11 protein-coding genes and 1 pseudogene are annotated in these 12,278 nt (G+C 62.9%); 4 read left to right on the top strand and 8 right to left on the bottom strand.

The annotated features are described in order from the left end of the window. Positions 1 to 4: 4 nt before the first annotated feature. The 3 genes from Q0025_RS04705 to Q0025_RS04695 all read right to left on the bottom strand — a co-directional run bounded on the left by Q0025_RS04705 (position 5) and on the right by Q0025_RS04695 (position 3,984). Positions 5 to 1,219, bottom strand: a complete 1,215-nt coding sequence (locus Q0025_RS04705) for a c-type cytochrome (protein ID WP_297296645.1) — start codon at positions 1,217 to 1,219, stop codon at positions 5 to 7. Positions 1,220 to 1,285: 66 nt separating this feature from the next. After that, the gene (locus Q0025_RS04700) at positions 1,286 to 1,933 is read right to left on the bottom strand and encodes a c-type cytochrome (RefSeq protein ID WP_297296643.1); all 648 of its coding nucleotides are present in this window, start codon (positions 1,931 to 1,933) and stop codon (positions 1,286 to 1,288) included. 563 nt (positions 1,934 to 2,496) lie between these two features. Continuing rightward, positions 2,497 to 3,984 carry a nitronate monooxygenase gene (locus Q0025_RS04695; protein ID WP_297296522.1) on the bottom strand — a complete coding sequence of 496 codons (1,488 nt, stop codon included), beginning with the start codon at positions 3,982 to 3,984 and terminating at the stop codon, positions 2,497 to 2,499. Positions 3,985 to 4,239: 255 nt separating this feature from the next. On the opposite strand from Q0025_RS04695, the gene Q0025_RS04690 reads away from it, so the two are divergent. After that, on the top strand, positions 4,240 to 6,045 hold the full coding sequence (locus Q0025_RS04690; RefSeq protein WP_297296520.1) for a chloride channel protein: 1,806 nt from the start codon (positions 4,240 to 4,242) through the stop codon (positions 6,043 to 6,045). A gap of 392 nt (positions 6,046 to 6,437) precedes the next feature. Here Q0025_RS04690 and Q0025_RS04685 read toward each other — a convergent pair whose 3' ends face one another. After that, entirely contained in the window at positions 6,438 to 7,202 is a 765-nt protein-coding gene (locus Q0025_RS04685) for a DUF899 domain-containing protein (protein WP_297296518.1), read from the bottom strand. Between the two features lie 117 nt (positions 7,203 to 7,319). Here Q0025_RS04685 and Q0025_RS04680 point away from each other — a divergent pair, with 117 nt between their 5' ends. Then, a complete protein-coding gene (locus Q0025_RS04680; RefSeq protein WP_297296516.1) occupies positions 7,320 to 8,546 on the top strand; it encodes a helix-turn-helix domain-containing protein in 1,227 nt (408 codons plus the stop codon). A 34-nt stretch (positions 8,547 to 8,580) separates the two neighbouring features. Continuing rightward, a complete protein-coding gene (locus tag Q0025_RS04675; protein WP_297296514.1) occupies positions 8,581 to 9,207 on the top strand; it encodes a DUF5074 domain-containing protein in 627 nt (208 codons plus the stop codon). A 70-nt stretch (positions 9,208 to 9,277) separates the two neighbouring features. On the opposite strand, the gene Q0025_RS04670 is transcribed toward Q0025_RS04675, so the two are convergent. Beyond that, on the bottom strand, positions 9,278 to 9,742 hold the full coding sequence (locus Q0025_RS04670) for an MEKHLA domain-containing protein (protein WP_297296512.1): 465 nt from the start codon (positions 9,740 to 9,742) through the stop codon (positions 9,278 to 9,280). Positions 9,743 to 9,889: 147 nt separating this feature from the next. On the opposite strand from Q0025_RS04670, the gene Q0025_RS04665 reads away from it, so the two are divergent. Further along, positions 9,890 to 10,144 (top strand): hypothetical protein, encoded by a 255-nt coding sequence (locus Q0025_RS04665; protein ID WP_297296510.1) that lies wholly within the window; start codon positions 9,890 to 9,892, stop codon positions 10,142 to 10,144. Between the two features lie 13 nt (positions 10,145 to 10,157). Here the strand turns inward: Q0025_RS04665 and Q0025_RS04660 are convergent, their stop codons facing one another. From Q0025_RS04660 to Q0025_RS14910, 3 genes and pseudogenes are all read right to left on the bottom strand, one after another. Continuing rightward, on the bottom strand, positions 10,158 to 10,370 hold the full coding sequence (locus Q0025_RS04660; protein WP_297296508.1) for a hypothetical protein: 213 nt from the start codon (positions 10,368 to 10,370) through the stop codon (positions 10,158 to 10,160). 109 nt (positions 10,371 to 10,479) lie between these two features. Next, positions 10,480 to 11,268, bottom strand: coding sequence for a DUF4239 domain-containing protein (locus Q0025_RS04655; protein ID WP_297296506.1), 789 nt, complete (start codon positions 11,266 to 11,268; stop codon positions 10,480 to 10,482). A gap of 186 nt (positions 11,269 to 11,454) precedes the next feature. Continuing rightward, positions 11,455 to 11,685: pseudogene (locus Q0025_RS14910) on the bottom strand (DUF4142 domain-containing protein); the annotation flags it as partial. Between the last annotated feature and the right edge of the window lie 593 nt (positions 11,686 to 12,278).

Here is a 12,278-nt window from a genome sequence, read left to right as displayed (position 1 = left end):
GAACTCAGTTGAGCGGCGCTGAGCGCAATTCATCCGCCTGCTGCGGAGAGATCGGCGTGCCGCGATTGCCCCAAGCCTGGCGGATATAGCTTACGACGGCGGCGACCTCGTCATCGGACAAAAGCTGCGCGAACGGCGGCATGCCGTAAGGAAACGGATTACCGCTGGTGCCGGGCGGGAAACCGCCATTGAGCACCATGCGGGTCGGATTGACGGCCGATTCCATTTCGATCGACTGATTGCCGGCAAGCGGCGGATATTTCGGCGGCTTGCCGGCGCCATCGCTGCCATGACACGATGCGCAACGCGCGTCGTAAACGGTCTTGCCGAGACTCATGAGAAGGCTGCTTTCATCGGTCGGCAGCGTCGGTGCAGCGGCTTGCGGCGGCCCTCCTTCGCCGAGGCTCTTGAGATAGATGGCCATCGCACGAATGTCGTCGGCGGACAGATATTGCAGGCTATTGTAGACAACTTCCGCCATCGGCCCATAGACGGCGCCGCGGCGGGAAATCCCGGTTCGCAGCAAGTCGGAAATATCGGCGATGCTCCAATCGCCAAGGCCTGCTTCCTTGTTCGAAGTGAGCGAGGGCGCATACCATTTCTGCATCGGGATCAGACCGCCTTGGAAGGCTTCCGATTCCGAACTGCCGCCGAGCGCGTTGATGGCCGTGTGACACATCGCGCAATGGCCAAGCCCTTCGACAAGATAGGCGCCGCGATTCCAGTCCGCCGATTTCGACGGATCCGGTTGATACGTCCCCTCATTGAAATAAAGCGTACGCCAGCCAAGGATCAGCGAGCGATTATTATAGGGAAAGTCCAAGTCGTGCGGGCGATTGACGCGGTGCACCGGAGGGATCGTCCGCAAATAAGCGAAGATGGCGTCGCTGTCGGCGCGCGTGACTTTCGTATAAGACCCGAAAGGCATGGCCGGATACATCAAGCCGCCATCGGGGAACCGGCCGGTGTGCATCGCGCCGTAGAATTGATCGGAGGTCCATTTGCCGATCCCGGTCTCGGGATCCGGCGTGATATTCGACGTATAGAGCGTCCCGAACGGCGTCAGCATCGCTCGGCCGCCGGCAAAGAGCTTATCCCCGGGCGTGGTATGGCAGGCGATACAATCTCCGGCGCGCGCGAGATATTCGCCTTTTGCGACAAGCGACATGGCTGGCGACGGCGAAGACTCGGCAAGGCTCACCTGGGGCTGGCCAATCAGAAGCGCCGCCCATAGACAGCTCCCGCCCAGTTTGATCACAAAACGCAGTCTATCCACGTTCGGTCCTTAGTTCGGTTCGCTTCCGCATTTCAGCGGCATTGCCAAACTGCCCTGCGGCAGCGGTAACGCATTGGCAGGCGCAGACAGCGATGACAGCCACGCCGCGACAGCCGTCACGTCAGCCTCCGTCAAGTGCCCGGCGACGATCTGCATGCAGTCGGGCGCGATCGCCGTCCGGGTTCCGTACCGCCAGGCGCCCAATTGCGCCGCAATATACCGGGCGCGTAACCCCAGAAGGCCCGGAATGGCGGGCTCCATCCCGGTGAAGGACGGCCCATGACACCGCGCGCAGGCGGGAACCCCGCGCTGCGGATCGCCCTGCGTGACTAAGGTCTTACCTTTTTCGAGGACATCATGGCTGACGACCGGAATCGCGGCTGGGGGCAGCGGCGGATGTTGCGAAGCAAAATAATCCGCCATCTGCTGCAAGGACGCATCAGGCTGAAACTCCAGCAGATAGTTCATCGGCGGATATTTGCGCCGCTTGTCCCGGAACGCGACGAGTTGATGGTAGAGATAGCCGGCGGGCTTGCCCGCCAGCCGCGGGAAGTACACATCGTTTGTGCCCTGCCCTTGCGCGCCATGGCACGATGCGCATGCGAGAACCCGCTCGGCGACAGGGGACGCACTCTCCGCCTGCGCCGGAGACAGCATTGCGCAGGCAAAGCTCACAATCAGAGCGAAAAGCAACCCCCGCCTCGTCATGGCATCAAACCTACCACTTACGCCCCCATTGTGAAGTGGACATTATGCCAGAGATGCCTGCGGCCAGGGAGGCCGATAGGCGACCGCTTCAATAAGCAAGGAAAGTGACAGACAAATCTCACCGCTTTCTAATCGGGTCGGCCGGTATTTAATTTGCGCTGGAACAAACCGCATCGCGGAACTCAACGTGAAAGCAGCGCCTTTTCCTCTGAGTTGTATTGATTTGCATCAAAGCGCGCGGTGGGACGCATGAGATCATAGGCACGACGACGATGCGCCGATGACGGAGCTTCCGATCTCATTGATCTGATGTTCCGCGGCGATAACGAAACCGGCCATCCAACCGGCTGGAACACGGCAATCGTCCCGATTTCTCAGGGAGCGGATGCCAGACGATCTGGCGGTCGGCGTCGTCGGGGCGAGGCGGGTTGACGGTCTACCAGCATCTGCTTCGAGCGAACGCGCTTCACTCACCTCGGGCCGGGCGTTCGCTCGCATTGTCGGCGCATCATTCAGCCTCCGCCGGCAGATCCGGGATCAGGCGACGCCGCTGCGACCTGATCGATGCTCTGCTGATGGGAGGCGAGCATCGCCACGAGATCGGCATGGATAGCCGCATCGCGGATCTTCGGCAGCAGCGCATGGAGTTTTTCCACCGCCTCACGCCGGGCATCGTTGAGGAAGCCAAGCCGTGCCGCGACGTCGGCCAGCGCCATCGCCTTGTCATGGGCCGCGCTGGTCTTTGACGACGGCGTGCCGTGAAGACGATAGATCGCCTGAGTGAGAACATTGCACCACCGCGCCGCGTCCCGGTGGATCGCTATCACCGGCGGCTTCAGGTCCTGCGGCACCTCGGCCACTGTGCGTAGCGCCACCCGCGCAGCGGCACGCTCGGATTCGAGCACGCCGTTCAAGGCAAGCAAAAGCTCGTCCTGCGCGGCGAAACCCATGTAAGCCTCGTCCACCTCGCCGGCGAAGCAGGCCGGCGAGGCCAGTCCGATAGTCTCTGCCGCGACCGCTTTTGTGTCGAGGAGGCTCATGGCTTCCGCGGCGATGGCGCGCACACGCTCCGCCGCGCCGGTAATGGCGGCCACGTGCCCCACTCCTGTGCCGGCATAAAGCGCCATGGCTTCGAAGTCGCCGGTCATCGAACGCAGCGGCGAGTCGGTGCTGAACAGATAGATCGGCCGCGCGCCCTCGGCTCCGATCTCGATGCGGACTTCGCAAAACGGATCGCCGCGTGCGCCGCGCGTCACGCTATTGGCGAGGACCCGGACCTTGGCACCGCGGGGCCAATTGACATGGAAAACGTCGGTCAGAACCGTATCATCGCCGCTCGCCGCGACGAGACATTGCTTGTGATAATCATGCGCGAAGGATTCAACGGTCGCGATCAGCGCCGTGCCGAACACCGCGCCTTCAGCGCCGAGCGACAGGACGGCCGCAAGATCGGCGCCATCGGCCAGTCCGCCGGCCGCAAGAACCGGCAGTGCGGTCCGTGCAGCGATCTCGGGAAGCAGATCAAAGAGCGGGCAGTCACCGCGGACATGGCCGCCTGCTTCGATGCCCTGGGCGATGAGCACCTGCGCACCGGCTTCTTCGGCGGCCTGCGCTTCCGCCGCCGAGCCGACCTGGCAGACGACGATGATGCCGGCGGCGCGCAAGCGGGCAACCAGCTTCAGGGAAAGGTCCCAGAACAGGCTGATGACGGGGACGCCGAGTTCAATGCAAGCGGCAACCTGCGCCTCGAGCAAGGTGGCGTCGGTTGACGCCGGAATCAGGTTGACGCCGAAGCGCTCGATCTTGCGCGCCCGCAAAGCCGCCACTTCCGACCGGATCAATGGGACCGGCTCGCGCACCATGCCGAGGAAACCAAACCCGCCTGCCTCCGTGACGGCAGCGACCAATTCCGACCGTGCGACCCCGCCCATTCCGGCGAGCACGATGGGATCGGTGCAGCCCAGCAAATCACAGACAGGTCTATGGAGCGCGGTCGACATGATTGTCCTTTAGCCGATCAAGCAGACAAACCGCCAGCACGGGGCCGCGGCCCGGTAAGGATCGTTTGCGGCCGGCACCCGGATTTCCTCGTAACCTTGCAAACCATTGGAACGCTCCCAGCTTGCAAAAATTATATCGCGATGCGATATGATTTAGCCCGACGCGCCGCCTTGCTCGTCGCGCCGCGTCGGTTCCGCTGGTCCTTGTCCCGGATCCGCCGCGTTCCGACAAAGCTCTAACTACAAGATATTCGAATGAAACCTGCAAAAAGCAGCATCCATAGTCTTGGCGATTTTACAACGGATTCCCGCGTCCTGGTGATCGCGGCGATTGCGGTCATCGTCGCGAGCGCCGGCGTGGCCGCCGGCGTCATCCTGTTGAAGCTCATCCGGCTGGTGACGAATCTCGCATATTTCGGCCGCTTCAGCCTCGCCGACTTGAAGCTTGAACACTCCCCATTCGGCCTTTGGACCGTCCTTATCCCGGTTGTCGGCTCGCTCATCGTCGGCCTGATGGCGCGCTATGGGAGCGAGAAGATCCGCGGCCACGGTATTCCCGAGGCGATCGAGGCGATTCTGCTCGGCCGCTCCCGTCTCGATGTCAAGGTCGCAATCCTGAAGCCGCTGTCCTCCGCGATCGCCATCGGCACCGGCGGCCCCTTCGGCGCGGAAGGCCCGATCATCATGACCGGCGGCGCAATCGGCTCGCTCTTCGCCCAGATGCTCCCGGTCAGCGACAACGAGCGCAAAACCTTGCTGGTCGCCGGCGCCGCGGCCGGCATGACGACCGTCTTCGGCACCCCGATCGCCGCCATCATGCTGGCGGTCGAGCTTTTGCTTTTCGAGTGGACGCCGCGCAGCTTCATCCCCGTCGCCGTGGCGGCAATCGTCGCGGCGATCGAGCGCAGCTACCTGCACATGCCGAGCCCGCTCTTTCCCTTCGCCGGAATCGTGAACGTGACGCTGATCGGGCTCGGCGGTTGGGTTCTGATCGGCCTGCTGAGTGGCCTGCTCTCGACGCTGTTGACGCAACTCGTCTACGCCTGCGAAGACGGCTTTTTGAAATTGCCGATCCATTGGATGTGGTGGCCGATGCTCGGCGGCCTGGTCGTCGGTCTCGGCGGCCTGATCGAGCCGCAGGCGCTTAGCGTCGGTTACGACAATATTTCCGCGATGCTCCAGGGCCATGTGGTCCTCACCGCGGCGCTGCTGCTGCTGCTCGTCAAGGCCATTATCTGGTCCGTCGCGCTCGGTTCGGGAACCTCCGGCGGCGTGCTGGCGCCTTTGCTGATCATGGGTGGCGCGATGGGCGCGGCGCTTGCCGGCGTCCTCCCCGGCGGCAGTCCGGGATTTTGGGCGCTGCTCGGCATGGCTGCGACCATGGGCGGAACTATGCGTTCGCCGCTCACCGCGACCTTCTTCGCCGTCGAACTCACCGGCAATACCCATGTCCTGCTGCCGCTCATCGCGGCCTGCGGCACGGCCCATGCCGTAACGGTGCTCTTGATGCGTCGCTCGATCCTGACCGAAAAGGTGGCGCGGCGCGGGCATCACCTCGTGCGCGAATATCGCGTCGATCCGTTCGCCCTAGTGCGCGTTCAGGAGGTGATGACCACCAAAGTCGAAACGCTTCCCGCGACGATGACTTTGCATGGCGCTGCGGCCTTTCTCACCGACCCGGCGACCCAACATCCGAGCTTCCCGGTCGTCGACACGGACAATCAGGTCATCGGCGTCATCGATCCACCGGCGGTGATGCGTTGGCGGCGGACGGGCAAGCATCGGACGGCGACGCTCGGCGAACTGCTCGCTGGATATAAGGTCACCGTCGCCTATCCCGACGAATATCTCGCCAGTGTCGCCGACCGGTTGTCGACGGCGAACATCGCCCACCTGCCGGTCGTCTCGCGCCAGGACGGACGTCTCGTCGGCTACGTCGGCTGGAAGGATCTGATGCGCGTACGCCTCAAGCGCGAGGCCGAAGAGAAGCACCGGACGGTCTTCTTCCCGGCGCGACGCAGCACGCCCAAGAGCCCGGAAACGAGCTGGTTTTCCTCTTGAAAACTGTCACTTCTCGGTCCCGCTCGAGATGAATGCTCAGAACGGCGGCACGCTAGGCCGGCGCCGCCGGCGCCAATGATGACTTCGATGGCCGGAACTCCGACCGCGCTCCGACGGATTAGCGAGCGCGGTTCGGGGAGCCGAAGATCAGCTTCAGCCAAGGCGACACATGAAACAAGGCCATCAATAGATACATCATCGTCATTCCGCCCATTGGCGATGGGCCCCGCGTCGCCGTGCAGAACATGTCGGTGTGCCCCGGAAAAAATGTGGTCCACAAGGCCATGAGCGCGAAGGTCGGCGCGGCGGCGAGGGCGAGCCACCGGATCAATCGGAAAAGGGCGGCGCCGCGCCTCCCCATGCCCCGAGGCGCGGCCAGCGAAATTGATAGGTCAGACATCGCTGTAGCGATCGTGATGGCGCCACCAGACGCCGCTCTCGTTGCGGCCTTTCGGTGCCCGGTCGAGCCATTGATACATGCCCCACAGGCCGTCGAGACCGCGCGCGTAAGTCGAATAGGTGTGATAGACGACGCCGTCCTGCAAGACGAAGGCACTCATGCCCGGCCGTTCGCGCACGTAGGCGATCGGTTCGGCGCCGGCCATGGCGGCGTGCTCTGCTACGATCGGCGGAACGGCTTTGGCATCCATCGCATGCGTGCCTGACGCATAATTATATTCATAACCGCCTTGGCGCTGCTGCTGTTCGGTGATCGAGACGTTGAAATCGTAGTTGAAATCGCCGCCGATCGCAGATGCCCAGGGGAATGTCCAATCCATTCGCTGCTTGAAGGCCTGAAGCTTCGCGAGCGGCGCCCGCGATATGGCGGTGAAGGCGACATCGTGATTTTGCAGATGCACGAAGATGCCGTTGAAGCCGTCGGCGATCGCCGAGCAGGACGGGCAGCCCGCCTTATAGTCGGGCCCGAACATGAAATGATAGACCATGAGTTGCGAGCGGCCGCCGAATAGATCTTTCAGCGTCTTGCTTCCGCCGTCGGTATCGAACCGATAAGTCTTGTCGACCGCCACCCAAGGCAATCCTTGGCGCAGCCGGGTGACCTCGTCGCTCCGCCGCGTCAAATCCTTCTCGGCGGCGAGCAGATCGAGGCGCGCCTCCAACCATTTCTCCCGTGTTGCGATAATATGTGCCGTCATCTTCTCTCTCCTTGCTGCGCAGGCGCAGGCTTTTGCCATCGCTTGCGGGACATTGACCATGAGATAAATTTACCGCGACCATCGCAGGGCTGAGAGTGACAAGTGTGTCGGGATTAAATGGACTCGCTGGTTATTGCCGCGGCGCGCGCGCTCGCATCGGGTGATGCGCTCGGCGCCCTGAACCACGTCGCTTTGCGCGACGATCCGCCGGCGCTGGCGCTTCGCGGCATCGCCATGGCGCAGCTCGGCGATCTTGTTCGCGCCAAGACATTGCTCCGTCGTGCCGCCCATGGCTTCGGTACGCGGGAGCCCGCCGCCCGTGCGCGCTGCACCGTCGCCGAGGCCGAAATCGCGCTCGTCTCGCGCGAACTCAACTGGCCGGTGAAGGCGCTCCATGCCGCGCATGAGGCGCTTGAACGGCATGGCGACCGCGCCAATGCGGCGCATGCGCGCTATCTTGCGATCCGGCGCCTGCTCCTGATCGGTCACCTCGACGAGGCCGAGCGGTTGATGGCGGCATTCGATCCCGCACCGTTGCCGATCGCCTCGCGCGCTGCCTATGAATTGGTCATCGCCGGGACAGCCATCCGGCGCCTGAGGACGGGCCTTGCCCGCGCCGCGCTGGTGCGGGCCGGAGATGCCGCAAGCGCCGCCGGCATCGCTTCGCTTTCGGCTGAAGTCGAAGGCGTCGCGCATATCCTCGATATGCCCGCGGCACGCCTGCTCGCCCAAGACAAGGTGCGCGATCTTCGGCTCGACGAGATCGAAGCGTTGTTGGCGTCGAAGGTATTTGTCGTCGACGCCTGCCGCCATGTCATCTGCCATGCCGGAAAAGTGATTTCGCTTGAATCGCGCCCGGTCTTGTTTGCCCTCGCGTACGCGCTTGCCGAAGCCTGGCCCGGTGACGCGCCGCGGACCGCGCTCCTTGCCCGCGCGTTTCGCGCCAAACACGTCGACGAATCGCATCGCGCAAGGCTGCGCGTCGAGATCGGCCGCCTCCGTCGAGCGCTCGGCTCGCTCGCGCATATCGATGCGACCAAGCACGGTTTTGTCCTTGCGCCACGCCGCGCCCGCGACGTCGCGGTGCTTATCCCGTTGACGGACGAAGCGCGCGCCGCGGTACTCGCATTGCTCGCCGACGGCGAGGCATGGTCGAGCTCGGCGCTGGCACTGGCGCTCGGCTCCAGCCAGCGCACCGTACAGCGCGCGCTCGACAATCTGGCGAGGGATGGCAAGGTTCGGACGCTCGGCCATGGCCGGGCACGCCGCTGGATGGCGCCGCCGGTGCCGGGCTTCCCGACAAGCTTGTTACTCCCGGCCGCGCTGCCCCGAGGACTAGAATGAATGCACCAATGAAAATCGACCGGGAATGAGCCCCATGAAACGAGCAGCAGCGAAAATAGTCCGCGAGTACGGCCCCTTTCCGGATGTCACGCATGTGCATGGGGTCAGCTATGACGGTACCAACGTCTGGATCGCAACTGGCGATTTGCTGAACGCGATCGATCCGGAAAGCGGGAACATCGTCGCTGCACTCGACGTGCCCGCGCACGCGGGGACTGCCTTCGACGGCCAGCATCTGTATCAGATTTCCGGAGATCGCATTCAGAAGATCGATCCGATGACCGGCCGCGTGGTCACGACCATCCCCGCGCCCGACGGTGCTTCCGGAATGGCGTGGGCGGAGGGAACGCTCTGGGTCGGGCAATATCGCAGCCGCAAGATCCATCAGGTCGATCCGCAGACCGGCGCGATCCATCGCACCATCGAGTCGAACCGCTTCGTAACCGGCGTCACCTGGGTCGACGGCGAACTCTGGCACGCGACTTCGGAAGCCGAGGAGAGCGAATTGCGGAGAATCGATCCGCAGAGCGGCGAGGTCTTGGAGCAGTTGACCATGCCGCCCGGTGTGGCCGTATCCGGACTCGAATCGAACGGCGGCGATACCTTCTTTTGCGGTGGTGGCAGCAGCGGGAAATTGCGAGCCGTCCGCCGCCCGACATGAGGCACGAAGGCATGACGCGCGCCATACCGTGCGCCGAACAATGAAGACGCGCCGCGCGGGCTTAGGCGAGCTAAACGTCCCGCCAATGATTGAACGTTGCGGCCTGGCCGTGGATCGCCCCGTGATCGTCGATCAATTGCCAGACGATGCCGTTCTCGATCCAAAATCGGCGCCCCGACTTCGCCACGCGCACTCCCGTATATCCTGCTGCGAACCCGTTTCTTGCGACGCTATCCAACAGGCGTTGACGTTCCAGCCGCTCCGGAGCCTCCGCCGATAATCGTGATGGAAGCACGAGAAATTCCTCGAGGCTGTATTCGAAACAGCGTTGCGCCGCTTCGTTGGCATAAATGAACAGCGGATCGGAATCGTTGTTGTGGGCAAGGACGCAGAACGGCGCGTTCTCATAGAGCCATTTATCCTGCTCAGCCTCGGGAACGTCTTGCGGAAGCAAGGCGGCCCCGACGACGCGCCGGTAGCTCGAGATGATGAGATCGGATAACGCGCAATCGATTGGCCGTGCTCGCTCTTGCATCGCGGATTTCACACTTGTTTACAGGGTTCAGTTCGGTCGGACACAAGGAAATTAAATGACTGTGGTGCAAACGCGACTATATTGATCTGCATCAGTGCGACGCGGAACCGGCAGCGGCGCAGAGGTAGGATGGCGCGGGATAGAATAATGAATGTCAGATTCTTGGCCGTTTTCGTCTTGGCTTCCATCCTGGCGCTTGCCGCCGGCGCAGCGACCTCCCCCGCACAAGCCCAATATTGGGAGGGCGCCTGTGGCGGCGCGATGCGCGGCTATGACGGGCGCGAATATCCCTGCCAACAGGACCGCAAGCCAGTTTGCGACCAGACGTCGGGCCGTTGCGTGTGCCTCGAACGCCGCGAATGCGGCGGCCACCACGACCAGGGCTGGTATCAGGAACAATAGGCTCGGCGATACGCTATGGCTGCGAACGCCGCACGTAGCGGACGTGGCGGTAATGATGGTGGTGATGCAGGCCCCAGCTCGATGAGATTGCCGGCCCCGCGGTCACGCCTACGACAGCGCCCGTGACAAGGCCAAGCGGACCGAAGACAACCGCGCCGGCCACGGCGCCGAGCGTCCCATCGACCGCACGCTCTTGCGCGGCGAGCGCGGTCGGCCCGGCGATCATGATGATTGATGCTATCGCGAATAGAATTTTGCGCATGCCCCTCGACCCGATCGGTTCCGAATCATCGTACTGAACCGCGCAATTGCGGCCTGCCCGCGGCGGCGGAAGCTTAAGGGCTGGAGGTGAAATCGCTCAGCACACGCACGATCGCCTCGGGCGATTCCCGGATTCCGCCGGTGAACGGGCGGTCGAGCGCCACGGCGATCAGCAGTTCCGAGAAGATCAGCAGCGTCAGCAGGCCGGTCATCAGGGTCTGCGCACGCAAGTTCCTCGTGCCGAAAAAGAAGGTGAAGGCGATGGTCACGACCGCCCCGCCGAAGAGGACGATCCAGAGCGGGCCCGGCACGTCGCCCTCAGCGGCAAGCAGCCGGGTCCGGCGCGCCTGGGTGAGCTGATTGAGCTGATTGAAAATCTCCGCCTCGACCGCGACGTCGCCGTTATGGGCCGCGACTTGCGCGCCGAGCAGCGCCGTATAGATCCCGCCAAGCGCCTGCCGGGTCGTCGGGCTTGCTCCCCCCTGCGCCATCGCCGGCCATTCATCCGCCACGACGGACCTGAGATAAGCGGTCAAAGCTTGGCGCGCGGCATCGGCCTGGCTCGGGCCGAGGCTCGGCGCCAAATGATAGATGGTCGCCGCAGCGGCTGCCTCGCGCTGCACGGTCGCTTCGGCATCATTGAATTTCTCCCAGACGACGATGATCGAAAAGGCGAGAAGCACCGCATAGAGAACGCCGACTGTCGCAAATTTGAATCCGGCGACTTCATTATTGGTCGAAAGCTGATCGAGCGCTACGAAGCGCCGGACGACAAGCGGCCCGAGCATGGCGATGCCCGTCGGCAAAACGAGAATGAGAAGCGTCTGTAACCAAAGCGGCGAGGAAGTGATAAATCCGATCATGCGCCCTGCCCCCGGCGGCGCGGGCTCGCACCCCGCCGCCCTCTCGATCTGACGGTTGCGACTCTTGCGCTTAGCCGTTGCGGCAGCTTGCGGCAGCCGGGCTCAGGTTTCAATCCTCGGTGCCGTCGCCGAGACAACGCGCGTATGTCTCCGATGCGAATGAGCCTCACGAGCGATTCGTGAGGCTCATAGGCACATCGCAGCGGCCGCGAATCCGGCAAAGTTCGCGTGGCCCGCGACATCTCGAGATTTTCCGCCGTCTCGAGATGGTTGTTTCAAGTCGGCGTTGTTGCCGCGCTTCGCATCGCGCTTGATAAAGTCGACTGCGTCCTCGTGCCCTTGAACTTGGTCGGCGTGATAGTGCTTCTCGAAATCCGCGCCGTTGAGGGATTTGAGGTCGTCGACTGAATTTCGAACATGCCGGTCAGGCCTCCTCGCTTAGGTCGCGGCGGCAATGGGAGGCCAAGGTCCGGCGCGGCCGCACCGCAGTGCGGCATTGTTTTCGCAACGCGGCAATCGATTGGCGCGCCGGCGCATCGCAGGCGCCATGTTTTCTTGCTGGCGTCAATTTGAGCAGATGTTTGAGATCTATCTGGGCATTTGCACTGCAACTAGGCAGCCTTGCGCTTGTAACGATGCGAAGGCCGAGCGGGACGCGAGAGCAAAAAGCGGCACATTATTTGATTTGAGGAAAAACTGTTTCTTTACGGGAACGACTTTTCGAAGCATTCTCAGGATGCAGAGGAAGCTTAACAATAGCCGGCCTTGAGAGGCCTTCCAATTTGGCAGCGATAAGAAATAGCATCGCCGCATCTGGCCGAGGGACACCCGCGAGGGTTGCTCAGAGCCTGTTCAACCCGCGTTGGGCAGCTGCGGTGAACAAGAACATCTGCCATCTCGGCGCCGGCAACCAGGGAGCGCGAGACCAATGACAACACAAACCAATCAAAGCATAAGCGGATCCCACGCCACGGACCATCTTGGTTATACGTCTGGCGGGCTGAAGCGCG

The organism is uncultured Methylovirgula sp. (genome assembly GCF_947646745.1).
In the GTDB taxonomy this organism is placed as follows: Bacteria; Pseudomonadota; Alphaproteobacteria; order Rhizobiales; family Beijerinckiaceae; genus Methylovirgula.
This window is presented reverse-complemented; position numbering and strand designations above follow the sequence as displayed.